We start from the raw sequence: 18112 nt of genomic DNA on the forward strand, positions 1-18112 counted from the left end.
TATGTTACCGAAAATTTGTTGGTTTGACAAGAGCACGTGAATTTTTACTCTCAAAAAATGAGGTTGGAACTTTTGTTCCAACCTCATTACATTTTAGAGATTTAACAGTTTAACACAATCTTATCAAGCTTGTAAAATATTGGTAAATTCGTATTCTACAAACCTCGTTAACCTTTGCGCGAGGAAATTCGATTTCTTCGAAATCACGATTGAAGCCAACTCCCATCAGTATTTTCCAAACATGCTCTACATCAATTCTTTTAAGACGCTGACGCTAGTCAGAGCATAGAGCGGAGCGGTCTCTGCTCGCATAATCCGTGCTCCAAGACCAACCTTGCGACCACCTTTTTCCTCAAATTGCGCGACCTCATCAGGCGACAATCCCCCCTCTGGACCAAAGATAAAAAGAATCTTTTCACCGCCTCTAAGGCTTGATAAGGCTTCTACCAAGGCAGCCAGCTCACCTGCCTTAGCTGATTCTTCATAAGCGATGAGAATACTATCAAACTGATCAAGTGCAGCAAGAAAATCTGATTTATTCGCAAATAAGTTAACCTCAGGCACCCGATTGCGCTTACTCTGCTCTGCTGCTCCAAGAGCGATTTTTTGCAGTTTTTCAACCTTTTTAGCCAACTTCTTGCTATCCCATTTGACCACTGACCAGTCTGCTGGGAAGGCCCAAAGCTGACTCGCACCTAGCTCTGTTGTCTTCTGGGCAAGAAATTCTAATTTATCCCCCTTAGGAAAGCCACAGGCAATGGTGACCTCTACTGGTAATTCAACCTGGTCTGGCAATTCTTCAATCACTTCAAAACGATGTTCTACTTCATCAACCACGCGCGCCAAGCGCTTAATCCCATCATCAAAGACGAGGACTACTTGGTCATCTTTTGCCAAGCGCATAACCTGAAACATGTGCTTGACAGTATCCTTATCCTCTATGGTAATGCTTGAACTTGCCTGACCCTTTACAAAATACTGCTGCATCTAGCCTCCTATGACACCTGAAATATCATGCGTTTTTTTCAACACAAGGGCATTCCATTCCCCTTGAATCATCTGGGTTTCAAGGAAGAAGCCTGCGCTATAAGCTGCTTCCAAGACCATATCCAACTTATCAGCGATAATCCCACTCATGATCAGATAGCCTTCGTCCTTGAGCAGGCGGTAAGCATCATCTGTCAGATGCACCAGGATATCTGCCAAGATATTGGCCACGATGACATCAGCCTCTAGCTCTACACCACGAAGCAAATCACCGGTTTGCACCGTGATATTGTCCGTATGGGCATTGAGATCAATATTTTCCTGAGCTACCCGCACCGCAACTTCATCAAGGTCATAGGCGTGAATTTGCCCCGCACCTAGAAGGGAACTCGCAATCGAAAGCACACCGCTTCCAGTTCCTACATCCAGCACGCGCTCCCCACCCCGCAAGACTTGCTCGAGGGCAAACAAGCTCATCTTAGTCGTCGGATGTGTCCCCGTCCCAAAGGCCATACCAGGGTCGAGGCGAATCACCTTCTCACCTGCCGTCGCCTCATAATCCGTCCAAGACGGCACAATGGTCAAATCGTGGGTAATCCGCGCTGGCTCATAGTATTTCTTCCAGTTGTCCGCCCAGTCTTCCTCTTCCAAGGCTTGATCTTCCAAGCGAACCGTACTTGGGTCTAAAAAGTCGCTGACTTCTTTCAAGCGCTCAAGCAGTCTCACCTTGACATCTTCAATCGCTAGATTTTCTGGATAGTAAGCCACAATCGTAATCACATCGGATTGCTCTTTGTCAGGCACAATTTCCCCAAACAAGTCCTCCTTATCCAGATAATCTGCTGTATCTTCAATCGCAACGCCCTGCGCACCCAGCTCAATCAAGAGATTGGATACAATCTCCTCACCTTGGCGCGAAAGCTCCACCCGTAATTCCTGCCACATAGTGTCTCCTTTAACCATTCATTTCTTGTTCTTCTATCTCTTTTAAACTCAGACCAATCTGATTTTTCCACTCTGTCCGCCCATTAGCACTCATTCCAAGGACAAACATAGCAGCTGTCGAAGCGCTATTAAACAGCTGATTTTGCTGCAAAATACCGTCTTGAATCAATCCTTTGTTTGACAGCTCTTCTCTCAATTCTTGCACAGACTGAGAAAGATGAGGAGCGTTGATCACATCCATCATGCTACCTTTTAGGACTACGAAACCTTCTGCAGTCCGTCTACAACTTGCTTTGATTTCTCGCTTAGATTTTTTGGTCTTTCTCTTTAAATAAAGCAGTTGTTCATCTTTGCTCTCTTTTTCATAGGAAACTGCTTCTTGCTGAATAATGGGCACAAATAGCTTATAGCCGAGCGTTCCGATAATCATCGTCGTATATTCAATGATTTCATCTAGTTCAGCCTGCTTTTCCTCAGTTACATGTCCAGCATTAGGTTCATTACCATTTTTGACTACAAAACGCCCTGCTTCCTTAGCAAGATTGGTAAATGAATTTTCCAAATAGCTAATCTCAGTCGGACCAAATGAGTTGTTCTGCGTTGTCAAAATAATCACATCATTAAAATAATCCGCATGCGAATCTCTAGTGTGCTCCTGTACACGCAAAAGAACACCTTCTCCATTTTTTCGCATGGTTGCTTGACCGATGTAGGTAATATCTTTTTGCGTCTCATCATCTTTCCCAAAAAGGAAATAAATTCCACTCTGTTTAAGCTCGTCTCGCTCCTTGAGAGTCGTCAACTGAATCCGAGGAATTTTATACAGCACTCCTGTCCAGTTAGAAAGCGTGCACTTCATACGCCCTGTCACATCTCCGTCCATGAGGAAAATATTGATATTTTTGCTCCGATTTGCCATCCCTAATACCTCGGATAAGGGTGAAAATCCTTTTCCTGCAAGCTTGCTCTGCCATTTTCAAAAGCCTCTTTGTCCCAGTTAATAGCAAATTCTTCTGCCTCATCATCTGCTAAAAAGTCCATGAGATCATCTAGCCCTTTTTCCGCTGTTTCTGCTAGAAAGGCAACAAAATAGGCGATAAATTCACTGGACAAGCCTTTTTTCTGCTCATAAGGAATCGTCACCAAATAGTCCTCTTCCTTGACCGTTGACTTCAAGGGATTGTAAAACAAGACTGCTTCTTCAAAGAAAATATCTTCTGTTGTCACATTTCCCTCATCGTCTACGGTTTCAACGCCCGCCTTATTTTCCACTTCCAGTAAAAAAGCGACCTCTACCGCATGATTTTTCTTGTCCCAGTTGATTTCAAAATCATAGGGAAATTCCTTTTCCATAGTTTGATCCAAAATATCTAAAAATCCGTACTTGCTCATCTTGCCTCACTTTGCTTAAAATATGATAGAATATATAGATAAGTGTATCATAAAACCAACTAAAAAGATAGGAGGAGCAACAGCCATGATTGAGAATCTCGCTCTTAAAATGCGGCCCAAAACGATTGACCAGATTATCGGGCAGAGCCACTTGGTCGGTGAAGGGAAAATTATCCGTCGCATGGTGGAGGCAAAGCGTCTATCTTCCATGATTCTCTACGGTCCGCCAGGAATTGGCAAGACCAGTATTGCGAGCGCCATTGCAGGCACATCCAAGTACGCCTTTCGCACCTTTAACGCCACTGTCGATACCAAAAAACGCCTGCAGGAAATTGCAGAAGAAGCTAAGTTTTCTGGCGGTTTGATTCTGCTCCTCGACGAGATTCATCGTTTGGATAAGACCAAGCAAGATTTTTTACTGCCCTTGCTGGAAAACGGCAATCTCATCATGATTGGGGCAACAACCGAAAATCCTTTCTTTTCCGTAACACCTGCCATTCGCAGCCGCGTTCAGATTTTTGAGCTAGAACCTCTCTCAAATAATGACATCAAAAGAGCTATCCAGACAGCCATTTCAGACCCAGAGCGCGGATTTGATTTCCCTGTTATCTTAGAGGATGATGCGCTTGATTTCCTTGCAACCAGCACCAATGGTGACCTACGTTCTGCCTTTAATTCCTTGGAATTAGCCGTTCTATCCACTCCTGAAAATACAGAAGGCATCCGCCATATCACACTTGATACTATGGAAAACAGCCTGCAAAAAAGCTATATCACTATGGATAAGAATGGGGACGGTCACTACGATGTCCTCTCAGCTCTTCAAAAATCCATTCGAGGAAGTGATGTCAATGCCAGTCTTCACTATGCTGCACGCCTAATTGAGGCTGGAGATTTACCCAGTCTAGCGAGACGCCTCATGGTCATTGCCTACGAGGACATTGGTCTTGCCAATCCCGACGCTCAACTCCATACCATCGCTGCCCTTGAAGCCGCCCAAAAGCTAGGATTTCCAGAAGCCCGCATTCCCATTGCTAATATCGTAGTTGATCTGGCCCTCTCACCCAAGTCAAACTCTGCTTACCTAGCTATGGAGCAGGCTCTTTTCGATCTAAAGAAAAACGGACACCTGCCGATTCCAAGGCATCTTCGCGACGGGCATTACAAGGGAAGTAAGGAGCTAGGCAACGCTCAAGACTACCTCTATCCTCACAATTTCCCAGAAAAATGGGTAGATCAGCAATATCTACCAGATAAATTAGTCGGAAAAAACTACTTTGAGCCAAATCAAACTGGCAAATACGAGCGAGCCCTTGCTACGACTAAGGAGAAGATTGATCGCTTAAAAAAATAATGGTATCGGTTTCAAAAAAATTGCATTTTTCTCTTGAATTTTTTTGAAAATGTGGTATTATATAAACATAGAAACGCTGTGGTGTACGACTTCACACTTAAGTGTTGACCGACTATTTTTTGTATTACTAGGGAAACAAAAGTCTTCTAACAGCATGCAGGCCGTTACACGCGGAAGCAGCTTCAGTTAGAGCGAGTTGCCCACCTGCTTAATTGCGCGGGTTCAATACAAATCGTGACAGTCCGGCACCAATACAGCTTTTTCTATTGCCTCCTTAGCTCAGCTGGCAGAGCAGCGGACTCTTAATCCGTGGGTCACAGGTTCGATCCCTGTAGGGGGCATATTTTAGTGCTCAAAAGCCTTATTCTAAGGGCTTTTTTTCGTTTTTGTTCTACTTTTGTTCTACCAAATCTTTTTTTGACTTTTCCGATAGTAATTCTCGGATCAAATTGTTTTCTCGTAACTCCTTTTCCTTCAGTAAATGACCGTAAGTTTTAGTGACTTGCGTAATATCTTTATGACCCATGACCTTGGCTACTACCCAAATATCCACTCCTTTTGAAAGAAGGATACTCGCATACGTATGCCGAATACCGGTCGCTGTTAGCATATAAGGAGCAATTTCTAACTCCTCCAACATTAGCTGTAACGCCTTATTCACACCATTATTCGTAGGAGTGCCATAAAGTCCATCATAAAATAAAAACTGATCCGGATTCTTCACATTTAGACGATTTAAAGTCTCTTTCTGATCAACTCGCAAGCATCTTAAAATCTCAATAGTATCCCCATCTATCGGGACATATCTGTCTGACGTTTCCGTCTTAGGTGGCTTCCAGCTATTTGTAGTACTATCATATCGTCTGTAGGTATGAATTGTCTGATGCTCTAAATCAATACAATCCCAAGTTAACCCAAGAACTTCCCCGAATCGCATACCTGTTTTAAAAGCAATGTAGAAAAAGTACGGGAGCACCGATTTTCGATAATTTAACTTCGTTCTCAAAAAACCTAGTATCTTGTAATAATCAGAAGAGCTAGAAATAAATTTTTCCTCCGTTTTTTTGCTCTGCTTCTTGCCAGAGATGATTGCTCCTTCTGTAAAATCTATCAGATCAATTCGATCTCTAATAGCATACTTCACAACCTTCTTTACTTCATTGTGGAGCCTGTTGACAGTATTTCTAGTAACTTTCTGAGCATAGTCATTCAGAAATTGTTGGTACTGGCTATATCTTATATGTATGGCTGGAGTTGTCCCAAAATAAGCCTCTATACGTTCACCTCTTAGCTGATGTTTATACAAAGTAGACTCACTTTTTCCCAAAGGAATAATTGTATTCGTGAACCACTCATTCCACAAGTCATATAGACTCATATTGTTCCTAATCTGCATGCCCTGTTGAATTTTCAGTTCAATCTCTCGAGCAGCGTTCTTTGCCTCAGTCTTTGTAGAAAATCCACCTTTGTAAGCGATTAACTGCTTGTCTTTATCAACAATTCTAAAATCCCACTTGTTTCCTCGTTTTCTAAAACTTGCCATGATTTAATTCCTCTTTTCTAAAAGGATAAATCAAGGATTAACTCCTTGATTATATCACTTTTTTTTTAATGTAGTCAATATAGTCGCAAAATTTTTATCAAAGTACTTTCTTGTCTGACTTGCTAAAAAGAAATAGCGTCCACCTTGGTTCTCAGGGTATTTGACAAAGCCATTAGGATTTTGTTCTATATCAATCTGAGAACGTATCTCAGGTTTATAGAGGATATTTTCGAGTAACCAAGGACGAGAGACTGAAAGCAAATCTACAATATCTTTTAGTTGAAGCCATTTTCCTTGCGAATTTTCTTTCAGGAGTCGTTCGTATTCTTCTTTTTGCACTATGATATGACTTTCAGGTAATTTAACAGTAATATTTTCCAATGTTAGTTGTAATTGATTTGATATGTTATTCATGATATTTTCTCTTTCGTTTAAGTATCATTTATGAGATAATAAGCAGTAGAAGGAGCTACTGCTTACTTCTCAAAATGTAGGACTTACTAGCTTTTACCTTGGCGGGGCTTGCTAGTAGGTTTTTTCTTTTTATGATTTACTGGGTTCATGGTGGAATAAAAAGCATCATTCTCAAAGTTATATACCGATATCTCAGGATTCGAACAATCAAATTGATAAGCAAATCGTTCAATCTGTTCTTGAGAATGGTTATTGTAGTCAGCTACTGAGAACACTATTTGCTTATATAAGGGTTCTCCATCTTCAGTAGTAACCTTGAAATGATAGACGACCTCATTGATCCTTCTCATCATTTGCTCCTCTGAGTCAGCCGTTCTTTTATTTTCAGGTACCATAATATTATAGATCTGTTTTGGCGAAAAAATACTTGTGATATGGATTTCTTCCCATAGCGTAAAGATATTGCTATATCTTGCATGCATTTGTTGTAGGTATCTGTCTGTCACCTTCAAAAACTCAGCATAAGGTAGTTCACCCTTATACTCCTCCATGAATAATATAGGTTCGCCTTGATACCCATCTAACCCCCCATTCTGATAGTCGCTCCAAATATAGACCTTTTCACGACCGTGTTCTTCTTTAAGCTTAACTTGTGTATAAGACTTACCAGCACCAGAGTCGCCAGTATGATAGATAACTTTGACATCTCTATAGTCAGGCGTATCCTTGATTCGGAGCTGATAGTAGTGCTCTTTTATCATCTTCGAGTATGAGCGATACTCCAATTTTTCAGACATGATTTCTTCCGGAGTAGCACCACCTTCTAATCTCTCTTGAATATAATCAAGATCGCTTCGATAGCCTTGCCGGTTAGCTCTAAGCTCTCCGAGCACCTTCATAGGCACAACAATAGTATGCGCTTTTTCTTCGTGTTTACCGGTTTTATTGAGGTATTCAATTACCTCTTCTTTTGTTCCTCTTGTAAACTCTGCATGTATAGTCGGATAGAGACTTTGAAGAGCAGAAAATCGAACTTGACCCTTGTCTTCTAAAATGAGATGGCAGTGGTGGGTTCCTGTGTCCGCTATTTCGTAATTTGCTGCGCACATCCTCTTTTCTTCTTTTCCATCTACCCAAAGGCGCATGAGGTGGTCAACAATCGCTTCAGGAGTATAGTTGATATTTGGATCAAGATTTGCACGAAATTCTTTTACACGCTTCTGAGTTTTTTCTGAAAAATTCTCGAAATACTTGCTTTCAGTATCAAAGAGTTTATCAACGTTGTTCAGTACGCAACAGAATGAATAAGCTTTGTGTTTTGAATCAAGTTCTTTCTTTTTAGTTTGTTTGAGAGTCATTTATTGCTCCTGTCTTGATATTTTTCAGTGTCTTTTTGAGTGTGAGACAAAGAAATGCTTGAGTTAATGCGGTTTTGAGGGATTTGTCTTGTGTCTTTGAAGTGGTGCAAAGGTAATACTAACTTTGCACCTTACATGAGGCTGTCTGCCCCCCTCCTTACGCCTACGGCTAAGGAGGGGCGACCTCTTTCTTAGAATACATTCCTTTTAGAATCTCTTCTTCAACAGCAAATATGTCATAGGTCGGAACCCGAATATGAATAGGGGGCTTCCCTTGTTCTATCAGGTATCCCCGTCCTCGCCCCTGTTTACGTGAGACTTCATTTTGATCATCTGAGAGCAACATGCCTAGAACCTCCTTGCTAAACGAACCTAGCAAAATACTATTATGAATATTTTCGCGAGATTTTCCAAAATACTCCGAATCCGGTCTTTGTTGACTGATCCAAACATGGATATTGAAGCTTCTTCCCAACATGAGAAGCCTAGATAACTGTCTGATTCGAATTTCCCTACCTTGCTTATCAAGCATAGTCAAATAAGCAGCCATCTCATCAAGATAAGCAATGACTAGAGCTCTACTCCTATCTTTTCTAGACTGGCGATTCTCTAAGAGCCCTATCGCTTCATCAAACCAAGCACTCACTTTATCAAATCGAAAGAAAGATTCTTGGGTTAATAAAAATTCAAAGTCCCTATCTCCTTTATAATCTCCAACTAATAAACTTGCCTTTAGATGCTTAACAGCCTTAGCAAGCAACAGCTTAGAGCAATAGGTCTTTCCAGATCCAGAGCTTCCAAATACTGCAAGGTGAGGAGCAGAGAGATTTAAGGGAACAGGAGCCTTTATCCCTTGCTCTAATAAATCTTCATGGAAAAATAGACTAGAAATCCTCATCTTCCACCTCTTTTACAATTTTCTTTTCTAGCTTTTGAGGCGTAATGTCACAGTAAAATTCTTGAGCAGTAGCATAATCAGTCGCAAAGATATAGCGCAACACAATATAATTTACTTCTTTTTCTAGCAAGGATACAGAATGAGTAGAGAGCACGAAAGGACTCGGAGAAAGGTTATAGCCATTTTGTTCCCCATACTCACGTAAATAATAGTCTGACAATTCTTTTAGGTATTCACGATTGATATCCTCGCTATCTGTGATACAGAGCACCTCAAAGAGTTTAGCAGTACCAGCTCTGTTTTCTCGAACCTCGTTCCAACTTTTTAAGTATAGTTTGTTATTACTAAAGATTCTTAGCTTTCTAACAACAAAAGAGAATACTTCGTGCATCGCTTCAGGACGATAGATCACAGACTCTGTTTTCCAAACATTGGGAATTTTGCCATCCGTAGATAGCCATAGTAAGATAAGAATAGGAAAAATGATAGCAAATAAATACTTTAGCAAATATATACCTGCTACTAGCCCGATACTTAAAAGGATAGCAAGCATTATCTTCATTTCCAATTTTTGTTTATGAAACCAACGTAAAATTTTCATTATAAAATCCTCCATATTAAACCAAGAGGCGATAGGAACATTCCTATTCCTCCACCTCTTGCATATTTAAAAGTGTCTCTAGGCTATCAATTTCAGTAATCCAATAGCCTCCACTGCTAAAATGATACCCCTTTCCAACAATCTTGTACACGGTCATTGGTTCAAAAGCAATCTCTGAACCCATAGGAACTATGATACTAACCACCTCTGTGTTATCCCCCAATGTAGGGAGTGTGTACTTGATAGCAGAAGGTTCTTTCTCTCTCAAAAAACGTCCCTTCTCATCTTTCATCTTACGCCCCAAAGAGTCAGTCAAAGTTCTTTTGTAAGGAAGTCCCTTAAAACCTAAGTGAACTGCCGTCACCTCCTGCGTCTGCATAGGACTACTGCCTGTATTCGATGTAGCAATTAAAGAGCTAAATGTAACCATCTTTTATACCTCCAATTTATAATATAGAAAAAGCAAGGGGAATAGGACAGGATAGGATAGGATAGGATATACGTATTAGAATAATACGTAATGGTAATCTCCCCCTTGCTGAAAACACGACAATCTTAACCTATCCCATAGGCATCACCTCCTTGACTCTCAAGACCAAAACTATGTATAACTAGCTGAGAGACTTCTAGTTACTCATCTCAACAATAGCATTATCTCACATCAACAATACCGAAAACTCGCCACCTACTCATTTTTTTTCGATTAGCAAACACTCATATTACTCATCTCAACAATAAAATTATCCCATATCAACAATACCGAAAACTCGCCATAAACTATTTTATTTTTGCATATTGTTGTTTTAATACTTTTTCCTGCATATTATAGGTTTTCTTATCTCTCATATAAGCTCCAAAGAAAGCAGCTCGACACGATAAGTCTTGATAAGCTTTAGATTCTATCATCTGCTTAATTAAAGGAGAGTATTTTTTCTTCATCTCAACACTCAGTTTCTCATCTAGGTTTAGGATACGCTGAAGTGTTCGACTCGCAATCCCTTCAAATTCCCCAGTAATCCCTAAATCCATTCTTATTTTTTCCGATTCCTTTGAGTTAAAATCGCAAATCTCATCATAGATAGATCCTCCTAAACGAATTTTTATCTCGTGTTTTGTTTTATAATATTCAATAGCGTAACGAATTTTTATCACAGACATCTCATAGTATGGAAAAGGAGCCTGTTCTGCAGGTATGCGGACATACTCTCCGTTATGGATCTTCTTCTTATCCTCTTTTAATTTCTTTATGATTTCCTTGTTCACTGGTTTCTTCCTCTTTCCTTTTCTAGTGATTCGTTCACATTTAATTACTTTACTAATTTTTACATTGATCAAGCTCTCAAAGTCAATGTTCTTAATTCGTAATCCGTATTGTTGTTCTTTTCCAATACAGTGGTCAGAATCACCTTGACTCTTAGCTTTTACTTCACGCCACCTTTTCTCATAAACTTTTTTAAGCTTCTTAACGTTCACCTTAATTGGCATACAATATCCTCATTTCTAAGCAGTTTCACTGCTATTTGTTATACTAATAATTTAATCATAGACACCTAGCACAAAACTCGCCAGTCTATCCCGACATACTTTTTTTAAATACAGTGCCCAAATTTTTTCACTCATTTAGCACACCTATATACTAACATAGGGTATTCTTTCATTTCAATTTGACCCTCGTCAGTATTTCCTTACAGGTAAAATATTTTTTCCTTACGGAGGAACATTTTCTCCTTACAGATGATCTATCACGATAATATTTTCTCCTTTACCAGTTATTTAATCATAGATACCTAGCACAAAACTCGCCAATCTATCTTGATATACTTTTTTCCTCTCCACCTCGACCTATTTTTTTTGCTCTGAAAGAGTGTTTTATTATAGTTCTTTATTTGAATACAATTCCTAACCACTGAAATATTCTCAAAAAAATCTTGTAGCAAATCTTTTTCTCAAAAAAGATAAAAATAATTAACTTTCATATTTACAAATAATTTAAAATATAGTATTATATAGTTAGAGAAGGTGTTCTCCCACCTATTAAGCGGAGGCGATAAAGAAGGTGTTCTCCCACCTATTAAGCGGAGGCGATAAAGAAGGTGTTCTCCCACCTATTAAGCGGAGACGATAAAGGAACGGCTTCGGCTGTTCTTTTTTCCATTAGAAAGGAATATATGTTTGGATTTTATAATATCGACGTTGACTATCTGGAATTTCTACACAACATTGATTCAGAAGTAGAATATTCTAGTTCCTACAAAACTGCTACCCATCCAAAGGTGTTTTTAGGTATTATTACCACCGTAAATAATCAGAAATACTTTATTCCTTTTACATCAGCTAAAAAAAGTCATGAAAATCCTAAAATGAGCTTATCTAGTAAGAATCATTTGTTAATCTATGAAGAAGTCGATACAACTACAAAAAATAAGAATGCTCATAAATTTTACAGGTCTACAGATGAAGATGATAAATTTCTTATGTTAATTTCTTCTCTTCAATTTAATAAAGCAATTCCTGTTATTGATGGATTGTATAACTATTATGACATCCATGCTGAGCCTGATGCTCGATATAAAAGCATGTTGATTAAAGAATATTCTTTCTGTTTATCAAGAAAAGATGAGATCATAGATACAGCCATAAAAACTATTGAAGCAATTAAAAACGGCGTTAATGTAAAATTTGCTTGTAACTTAAATCTTCTAGAGAGCAAAATGAATAAATTTAAAAAATAAAATGGGGTACAGTGCCTTATCCCGACATACTTTTTTCCTCCTTTTTTTGAAATACGGTGCTCAATTTTTTCACTCATTTAGCACACCCATATACTAACATAGGGTATTCTTTCATTTCAATTTGACCCTCGTCAGTATTTCCTTACAGGTAAAATATTTTTTCCCTTATAAATACGTTCATTAGTATCGCCTGTTTATTTATCCCTTCATCTGTTTTTTTATACAAATATAAAATCCACCAAATTTCCTTGGTGGATTCTTCTATATACACTACTTTTTGATACCTTCAAGTATCATACTAACACCTTCTACAACTTTATTTTTTTGGCTATCAGACAGCTCATCCATCACTCGGATCAAATTAGCCAAACCTGTATTAGTAGATAATGGCGGGAAGTCAAAGAACTCAGCTGGTGTCACGTCTAGGGCTTCTATCAGCTTGTCAATCGTATCTGCCTTGATATTCAAATGCTGATTTTCTACCCTATAAATATAGTTATGTGCCAAACCTGCCTTTTCAGCTAAGCTCTCCTGAGTGATGCCCTTTTCTAACCTTAGTTTCCTCACTCTTTTTCCAATGTACTCTCTCATCTCTATTTGTTTATATTCCATAGGCTCTACCTCACACCTTAATGATACAAGGTTATCAACATATCTCAACCCATCTTTAGGTATGATTTTTGTAAATATAATACTTGTAAGTGTTGAAAGTATGTGCTATAATATAGGAAATTAAAAATTTACACACCTAAAGGTGTGTAAATAATAAAAATAAGTTTATAAAAGGAAGACTTCATGCTTAGGAAAGAAAATTCAATCAAATCCCACGGCACTATTAAGGTGTCTAAGGCTTACGGCGCTGTTGGGGTGTTGGCTTTGTCGGGTGCTTTGGCTCTAGGTGGGGTATCTGTTAGCGCTGATAGTGTTGAGGGTACTAGCACGGCAACCGCTACTGAGGCGGTAGCGCCTACTAATACAGTTACTGAAGCCCAGCTTACTGAGGCTAAAGAGGCAGTCGATACCACCCATAGTGCAGTACTCGCTCAGGATAGTACGGTCAAGGAGGCTGAGGCTAGTCTTGAAGCTAATCGTGCGGAGGTAGCTAGTCTTGATACTCAGATTGCAGAGGTTAAGGAAGTAGATAGTCAAGCCGTTGCGGAAGCTAAAGAGGCGGTTACTCGTGCGGAGTTGGCTCTTGGTAACCAATCTGTCGAAGCGGTCGAAACCAAGGTAGCTGATGCTAGTCAGGCTCTTGCCGACTCCATCAAAGCCGTTAGTGATGCGGAACAAGACCTTGCTCTTGCTGAGAGGGGTACTGAAGTAACTGAAACGGTTACTGAGACGGTCGAGGTACCTGCTGAGGGGGCTAAGTCTGTATTGGCAAATACTGGGTTCTCTTGGGATGACGATGTACTTCGTCCGATTGCGGTGAATGATGACTATATCCAAGCCATCAAGAATCTTGCTAATGGTACTGGTACTGCTGATGCGGTAGATGCAGCGGTTAAGAAAGGAACTCAGGGGGTATTTGGTGAATCGTTCTCACTGCCTACCTTGAATGACAATTTGCGTTCTCTTTCCCAAGAGGAACAGTCTTTAACGACTAAGTATGACATCAGAGAACCCCTTCCAGCAGAGCTCTCTCGTAATCTCAGTCTTTACGGCGCAGCAGTGATTAACCACGTCCGCAGTCTCTTTGGTCAGCCGTTGCTCGAGGTATCCGAGGCTACTGCAGCCTTTGCTAATAAGTACCAATCAGTACAGGAGACTGACCGTCATCGTGACTTCACTTTTGACGAGGTCATCAATACTGTCGGTAAGGGATTAAACAATACTAAAATTTATTCTGGGGCTTACTGGTTGAATAATGGTTCTGATAGTTTTGTAGGGGGTGGTATCTTCCCAACAGAAGGTCAATTATACAATATTATGTATAATGCTATTGTAAGTGATTTGTTTAGCGTAGGAAGTAGTTATAGACATACATTGGATTTGCTAGGGTTTACCTCTAATGCTAAACAGTTTGCTATTATGACTGATGTTCACTATGGTGCGCATGAGATTCCATTAGCAGGTGTTAAGCTTGCCCTTGCTGACTCAGCCTCCCCAGCCCTAGCGAACCCATACGAAGTCCGCGCAGGGGGTACGTCTACCACTAAGCAAGTTACCAAAGAAGTAACCCGTACGGTAGTAGACCCAGCAGCCGTTTCCAACGCCAAAGCTACTCTATCAGCAGCCCAAGCTACGAAGATTGGCGCTGAAACTCGTCTTGAATCTGCTCAAAATGAATTGGCTAGCGTTCGTTCTTTGGCTCGTGCGGTTAAGGAAGCTAAAGACCTTTATACTTCCCTAGCTCAGGCGGTATCTAGCCGTCAGGAGACGTTGGCTCGTTTGATGACTGCTAAAGTAGCAGCAGAGGAAGGGGTAGAACGTCAGGCAGCTTTGGTAGTTGCGGAGCGTGAGGAGTTGAATCGTTTGATGGGGGCTTATGAAAATGCGCTTGCTAAGTATGCTAGTCTTAAAGAAGCCTATGATGCACAACCAAAGCCTGAAAAACACCATGAAGTTGGTACAGGCGTAACTGCTAGCAAGCCTGTATATGAGCTTCCTAAAGTTCAAGACCATGGGACACTCGGAGGAGATAGTCAGATTGGGGTTGGTTCACAAAATGGCGGTGCTCTTGGTGGAAACAAAAAACCTAGTACAACTGTCGGAACTCAAAAAGACAAAACAGATAAGGTTGATACCCTTGGTATGAAGCCTTCGAAATCCGATATGAAAACCCCACAATACATGGGAAGTCATACTACTTACGGACAAGGAATGCCTGCAAAAGCCGTTTCAACTGTTCGTAACAATCAAGCATCTAAACAAGCTATTCCAACAGCTAATAGCTTACCAAAAACAGGAACAAATAACTCTATCCTAACACTGCTCGATACAGCAAGTATCAGCCTTGTTAGCTTAGTAGGATTGAAAAAGAAAAGAGGATAAAAAAATGACAGAAGAAATTTTACTTTTCCGATTTGGAAAAAGTGATGAAAATAAAATTGATTCACAAGAAGTATTTGAACATCATTTTAATCATCTTAAAAAACATAAAAAACTACTATTTACTACAGACTCACGCATCAAAATTCCTACACATTGCGAAGAGATAATATTTGTAAACCACGATAAAAATCAATGTTTTAAAGCATTCATTGATGGTAGTGGAAAGTTTGCTGATAGTACTCCTACGGAAGGTTATGATGTTCCATCAGAATTGAAACATTTATTACAACAAGAAGTTAAAGATGGATATGGTTGGTTTGCAGTATCTGCCGAGAATATCTCTATCGAATCTCTCTCCAAAGGGCAATATCGCTTGGCGAGAATCGAAGTAATTGATAGTCTTGGAGAAAATCAAACACCTCACAGATATGTCCTTCCTTTTACAAACGATAACTAATATACACTCATCAAAAAAAGCAACTCCTATTTCATGTGGGAGTTGCTTTTGGATTCTCAGCAATCGTTAGAAAGAACAAGCTATTCCAACAATTTCTTGAGAATGAGAATAGAAAAATGGATATTCTGTGATAATATTGAAACAACATTCCTTTGATATTATTTTGAAAGTCGTTGATAAATTATAAGAAAATGGCTGTTAATCAAAAAACATGGAATAAAGTAAGTTGACGTGATATAATAAACGTAAGAAAAAAACAACAAAAGGATACTACACTATGACATTAGCCGTTGCAAGAGATAAGAGGGTAGGATTTACTACTAACAAAGATTATTTTGAAAAAGCCAAAGCTGTTGCTAAGGCTAATGGAATGACAATTTCAAGCGCTATGGATAGGTTTGTAAAACAAGTTGCTATTACTGGAAAAATGGAATTGTTAGATGAAAAAGAAATTCTATTTCAGCAGTTGCAAGGAGAGATAAGACAAGCTATTGATGATTATGAGTCTAGCGTAAATACTTTTTCTGCTGAAGAAGTGAGGAAACGCCTTGGATTATAAGATTAATTATAGTATTGGCGCCTTACAAACATTAGAAGAGATAAAGGATTATATCATCAGTAATTTTGCGTCAGAAAGATCAGCTCGCAAAGTGATTGAGAATATTATGCACAAGATCAGTGCCTTAGAGATATTTCCAGATGTTGGCTTTGATGCTGACGAAAAATTTGGGAAAACGTTAGACCAACGTCATAAAACACGAGGTTTAACAGTAGGGAAAGATTATATAGCTTTATATTTTGTGGATAGTGTTAAAAAAGAAGTTGTGATTACTCATATTATTTCGACACGAAGTGACTATATGAAATTATTTGAATGAAGTCTTGTTTAAATTTTTAAGGAAGCAATCCAACTAATGCTTGCATTCTGTAGTTTCTTACCTACCTTAATCGGCTTAATCATTGCAAACGTAAAAATGAACAATAAAAAATAATCGTCCTAACTTTAGCAGAGTGATGACGATTATTTTTTTAATCTAATTACAAAGCTACCGTCTTAAACGGTTCTACATTAGAGTTGAGTTGCTGCTCAGCAATCCTATTGTAGCATAGCTTGTAGGCTTTTGCAAGGGTATGGTATAATAGGTAACGTAGAAAAGTGTCCCTAAAGGGATGTGATTTTCTAAGCTCCTAAAGGAACTAGAATATCGCAAAGACGGTGGCTACGAATTTTGAAAGGGGTGGTGCTTATGAATGTAAGTACAGAAATCCACTTAGAAAGGAGTAGCATCTTTTGACAGCTTTTGAAGTTGTACAAACGATTCTAGGTTTTGGTACTTTTACCATTGCTTTGATTGGATTGTGCTATAAAATCTTCAAAAATGATTCAAAAAAATAATCCCGTCCCCACTTTTAGCCGAGTAGGACGAGATTAAATCATTCTATAAAGCTACCGTCTTAAACGGTTCTACATGGGAGTTGGATTGCCGTCCAGCTCCTTTTTCTAATCCTATTGTAGCATAGCTTGTAAGCTTTTGCAAGAATATGATATAATAGATGACGTAGAAAAGTGTCCCTAAAGAGATGTGATTTTCTATGTTCCTAAAGGAACTAGAATATCGCAAAGACGGTGGCTCCTTATTCTGAAAGGTGGTGATGCCTATGGGCGATTCATCAAAATCTAACAGAAAGGAGCGATTTTATTGTCCACTTACGAAGCAATGCAACTCATGCTTGAGTTTGGTAGTTTTCTACTCTCACTCATTGGATTGATTGTTGTTATCGTAAAAATGAGCAATAAAAAATAACCGTCTCAACTTTGGCGAGTTAACGGTTATTTTTTATAACTAAAACGAGCCACCGTCTTTTTAACGGTTCTACATGGGAGTTGAGTTACTGCTCAGCTCCTTTTCTAATACTATTGTAGCATAGCTTGTAGGCTTTTGCAAGAATATGATATAATAGATGACGTAGAAAAGTGAAGACGGTGGCTCCTTATTCTGAAAGGTGGTGATGCCTATGGGCGATTCATCAAAATCTGACGGAAAGGAGGAGCTAGATTTTGACAGCTTTTGAAGTTGTAGAAGTTCTATTTATGTTTGGTAGTTTTACTATCAGGTTAATAGGCTTATGCTATAAAATCTTCAAAAATGATTCAAAAAAATAACCGTCCATAACTTTAACGAGTTAACGGTTATTTTTAACTTATAAAAACGAATCACCGTCTTAAACGGTTCTACATTGGAGTTGAGTTACCGCTCAGCTCCTTTTCTAATACTATTGTAGCATAACTAAATGACTTACGCAAGCTAGATAGAAATATAGCAAATTAATTTGTTCTACTAACTGTTCTACTAAAATGATTTTCCTACTACTTCATGAGTTGCTAATCCTTGATTTATCAATGTTTCTAATAATAATTATTACTTATTTTACCTCA

Annotated in this window: 21 protein-coding genes, 1 tRNA gene and 1 pseudogene; 11 read left to right on the forward strand and 12 right to left on the reverse strand. The window is 39.1% G+C overall.

Features of this window, described 5'->3' with window-relative positions:
* Positions 1-246: 246 nt before the first annotated feature.
* The 4 genes from AB1I63_06915 to AB1I63_06930 are packed head-to-tail and all read right to left on the reverse strand — an operon-like array spanning position 247 to position 3324.
* Positions 247-987 (reverse strand): 16S rRNA (uracil(1498)-N(3))-methyltransferase, encoded by a 741-nt coding sequence (locus AB1I63_06915; GenBank protein ID MEW4354602.1) that lies wholly within the window; start codon positions 985-987, stop codon positions 247-249.
* Positions 988-1932 (reverse strand): 50S ribosomal protein L11 methyltransferase, encoded by a 945-nt coding sequence (gene prmA, locus AB1I63_06920; protein MEW4354603.1) that lies wholly within the window; start codon positions 1930-1932, stop codon positions 988-990.
* 10 nt (positions 1933-1942) lie between these two features.
* Entirely contained in the window at positions 1943-2851 is a 909-nt protein-coding gene (locus AB1I63_06925; protein ID MEW4354604.1) for a GIY-YIG nuclease family protein, read from the reverse strand.
* 2 nt (positions 2852-2853) lie between these two features.
* Positions 2854-3324, reverse strand: a complete 471-nt coding sequence (locus AB1I63_06930) for a DUF3013 family protein (protein MEW4354605.1) — start codon at positions 3322-3324, stop codon at positions 2854-2856.
* Between the two features lie 85 nt (positions 3325-3409).
* Here AB1I63_06930 and AB1I63_06935 point away from each other — a divergent pair, with 85 nt between their 5' ends.
* A complete protein-coding gene (locus tag AB1I63_06935) occupies positions 3410-4678 on the forward strand; it encodes a replication-associated recombination protein A (protein ID MEW4354606.1) in 1269 nt (422 codons plus the stop codon).
* A gap of 268 nt (positions 4679-4946) precedes the next feature.
* Positions 4947-5019 (forward strand) — tRNA-Lys (locus tag AB1I63_06940).
* Positions 5020-5069: 50 nt separating this feature from the next.
* Here AB1I63_06940 and AB1I63_06945 read toward each other — a convergent pair.
* The 7 genes from AB1I63_06945 to AB1I63_06975 all read right to left on the reverse strand — a co-directional run bounded on the left by AB1I63_06945 (position 5070) and on the right by AB1I63_06975 (position 10977).
* Positions 5070-6224: a tyrosine-type recombinase/integrase gene (locus AB1I63_06945; protein MEW4354607.1), complete on the reverse strand. Its 1155-nt coding sequence runs from the start codon at positions 6222-6224 to the stop codon at positions 5070-5072.
* A gap of 51 nt (positions 6225-6275) precedes the next feature.
* Positions 6276-6635: a DUF771 domain-containing protein gene (locus AB1I63_06950; protein ID MEW4354608.1), complete on the reverse strand. Its 360-nt coding sequence runs from the start codon at positions 6633-6635 to the stop codon at positions 6276-6278.
* A gap of 86 nt (positions 6636-6721) precedes the next feature.
* Positions 6722-7993, reverse strand: coding sequence for a replication protein RepA (locus AB1I63_06955; GenBank protein ID MEW4354609.1), 1272 nt, complete (start codon positions 7991-7993; stop codon positions 6722-6724).
* Between the two features lie 169 nt (positions 7994-8162).
* A complete protein-coding gene (locus AB1I63_06960; GenBank protein ID MEW4354610.1) occupies positions 8163-8891 on the reverse strand; it encodes a type IV secretory system conjugative DNA transfer family protein in 729 nt (242 codons plus the stop codon).
* Positions 8878-9492, reverse strand: coding sequence for a hypothetical protein (locus tag AB1I63_06965; GenBank protein MEW4354611.1), 615 nt, complete (start codon positions 9490-9492; stop codon positions 8878-8880). Before AB1I63_06965 ends, AB1I63_06960 begins: the two co-directional genes overlap by 14 nt.
* Before the next feature lie 43 nt (positions 9493-9535).
* A complete protein-coding gene (locus tag AB1I63_06970; GenBank protein MEW4354612.1) occupies positions 9536-9922 on the reverse strand; it encodes a hypothetical protein in 387 nt (128 codons plus the stop codon).
* Between the two features lie 347 nt (positions 9923-10269).
* Positions 10270-10977, reverse strand: coding sequence for a hypothetical protein (locus tag AB1I63_06975; protein ID MEW4354613.1), 708 nt, complete (start codon positions 10975-10977; stop codon positions 10270-10272).
* A gap of 683 nt (positions 10978-11660) precedes the next feature.
* Between AB1I63_06975 and AB1I63_06980 the strand changes: the two genes are divergently transcribed.
* Positions 11661-12224, forward strand: coding sequence for a type III toxin-antitoxin system ToxN/AbiQ family toxin (locus AB1I63_06980; GenBank protein ID MEW4354614.1), 564 nt, complete (start codon positions 11661-11663; stop codon positions 12222-12224).
* A 270-nt stretch (positions 12225-12494) separates the two neighbouring features.
* Here AB1I63_06980 and AB1I63_06985 read toward each other — a convergent pair whose 3' ends face one another.
* The gene (locus AB1I63_06985) at positions 12495-12836 is read right to left on the reverse strand and encodes a helix-turn-helix transcriptional regulator (protein ID MEW4354615.1); all 342 of its coding nucleotides are present in this window, start codon (positions 12834-12836) and stop codon (positions 12495-12497) included.
* Between the two features lie 183 nt (positions 12837-13019).
* Here AB1I63_06985 and AB1I63_06990 point away from each other — a divergent pair, with 183 nt between their 5' ends.
* The 8 genes and pseudogenes from AB1I63_06990 (at position 13020) to AB1I63_07025 (ending at position 17839) form a co-directional block, all read left to right on the forward strand.
* On the forward strand, positions 13020-15218 hold the full coding sequence (locus tag AB1I63_06990; protein MEW4354616.1) for an LPXTG cell wall anchor domain-containing protein: 2199 nt from the start codon (positions 13020-13022) through the stop codon (positions 15216-15218).
* A gap of 4 nt (positions 15219-15222) precedes the next feature.
* Positions 15223-15675 (forward strand): hypothetical protein, encoded by a 453-nt coding sequence (locus AB1I63_06995; protein ID MEW4354617.1) that lies wholly within the window; start codon positions 15223-15225, stop codon positions 15673-15675.
* A 277-nt stretch (positions 15676-15952) separates the two neighbouring features.
* Entirely contained in the window at positions 15953-16234 is a 282-nt protein-coding gene (locus tag AB1I63_07000) for a hypothetical protein (GenBank protein ID MEW4354618.1), read from the forward strand.
* Positions 16224-16553, forward strand: a complete 330-nt coding sequence (locus tag AB1I63_07005; protein MEW4354619.1) for a type II toxin-antitoxin system RelE/ParE family toxin — start codon at positions 16224-16226, stop codon at positions 16551-16553. Before AB1I63_07000 ends, AB1I63_07005 begins: the two co-directional genes overlap by 11 nt.
* A gap of 27 nt (positions 16554-16580) precedes the next feature.
* Positions 16581-16667, forward strand: a complete 87-nt coding sequence (locus AB1I63_07010; GenBank protein ID MEW4354620.1) for a putative holin-like toxin — start codon at positions 16581-16583, stop codon at positions 16665-16667.
* Positions 16668-16963: 296 nt separating this feature from the next.
* Positions 16964-17071: pseudogene (locus AB1I63_07015) on the forward strand (putative holin-like toxin).
* Positions 17072-17375: 304 nt separating this feature from the next.
* Positions 17376-17480, forward strand: coding sequence for a putative holin-like toxin (locus tag AB1I63_07020; protein MEW4354621.1), 105 nt, complete (start codon positions 17376-17378; stop codon positions 17478-17480).
* A gap of 287 nt (positions 17481-17767) precedes the next feature.
* Positions 17768-17839 carry a putative holin-like toxin gene (locus AB1I63_07025; GenBank protein MEW4354622.1) on the forward strand — a complete coding sequence of 24 codons (72 nt, stop codon included), beginning with the start codon at positions 17768-17770 and terminating at the stop codon, positions 17837-17839.
* Positions 17840-18112: the final 273 nt, after the last annotated feature.

The sequence above is a fragment of the Streptococcus pneumoniae genome (assembly GCA_040719455.1).
Taxonomy (GTDB): domain Bacteria; phylum Bacillota; class Bacilli; order Lactobacillales; family Streptococcaceae; genus Streptococcus; species Streptococcus pneumoniae_G.

What these genes read in the sequence shown, in the direction of transcription:
- AB1I63_06915 (MEW4354602.1), bottom strand. Translation starts at nt 987, where the DNA reads ATGCAGCAGTATTTTGTAAAGGGTCAGGCAAGTTCAAGCATTACCATA.
- AB1I63_06935 (MEW4354606.1), top strand. Translation starts at nt 3,410, where the DNA reads ATGATTGAGAATCTCGCTCTTAAAATGCGGCCCAAAACGATTGACCAG.
- AB1I63_06985 (MEW4354615.1), bottom strand. Translation starts at nt 12,836, where the DNA reads ATGGAATATAAACAAATAGAGATGAGAGAGTACATTGGAAAAAGAGTG.
- AB1I63_06925 (MEW4354604.1), bottom strand. Translation starts at nt 2,851, where the DNA reads ATGGCAAATCGGAGCAAAAATATCAATATTTTCCTCATGGACGGAGAT.
- AB1I63_06980 (MEW4354614.1), top strand. Translation starts at nt 11,661, where the DNA reads ATGTTTGGATTTTATAATATCGACGTTGACTATCTGGAATTTCTACAC.
- AB1I63_06960 (MEW4354610.1), bottom strand. Translation starts at nt 8,891, where the DNA reads ATGAGGATTTCTAGTCTATTTTTCCATGAAGATTTATTAGAGCAAGGG.
- AB1I63_07000 (MEW4354618.1), top strand. Translation starts at nt 15,953, where the DNA reads ATGACATTAGCCGTTGCAAGAGATAAGAGGGTAGGATTTACTACTAAC.
- prmA (MEW4354603.1), bottom strand. Translation starts at nt 1,932, where the DNA reads ATGTGGCAGGAATTACGGGTGGAGCTTTCGCGCCAAGGTGAGGAGATT.
- AB1I63_06955 (MEW4354609.1), bottom strand. Translation starts at nt 7,993, where the DNA reads ATGACTCTCAAACAAACTAAAAAGAAAGAACTTGATTCAAAACACAAA.
- AB1I63_06995 (MEW4354617.1), top strand. Translation starts at nt 15,223, where the DNA reads ATGACAGAAGAAATTTTACTTTTCCGATTTGGAAAAAGTGATGAAAAT.
- AB1I63_06970 (MEW4354612.1), bottom strand. Translation starts at nt 9,922, where the DNA reads ATGGTTACATTTAGCTCTTTAATTGCTACATCGAATACAGGCAGTAGT.
- AB1I63_06930 (MEW4354605.1), bottom strand. Translation starts at nt 3,324, where the DNA reads ATGAGCAAGTACGGATTTTTAGATATTTTGGATCAAACTATGGAAAAG.
- AB1I63_06950 (MEW4354608.1), bottom strand. Translation starts at nt 6,635, where the DNA reads ATGAATAACATATCAAATCAATTACAACTAACATTGGAAAATATTACT.
- AB1I63_06965 (MEW4354611.1), bottom strand. Translation starts at nt 9,492, where the DNA reads ATGAAAATTTTACGTTGGTTTCATAAACAAAAATTGGAAATGAAGATA.
- AB1I63_06990 (MEW4354616.1), top strand. Translation starts at nt 13,020, where the DNA reads ATGCTTAGGAAAGAAAATTCAATCAAATCCCACGGCACTATTAAGGTG.
- AB1I63_06975 (MEW4354613.1), bottom strand. Translation starts at nt 10,977, where the DNA reads ATGCCAATTAAGGTGAACGTTAAGAAGCTTAAAAAAGTTTATGAGAAA.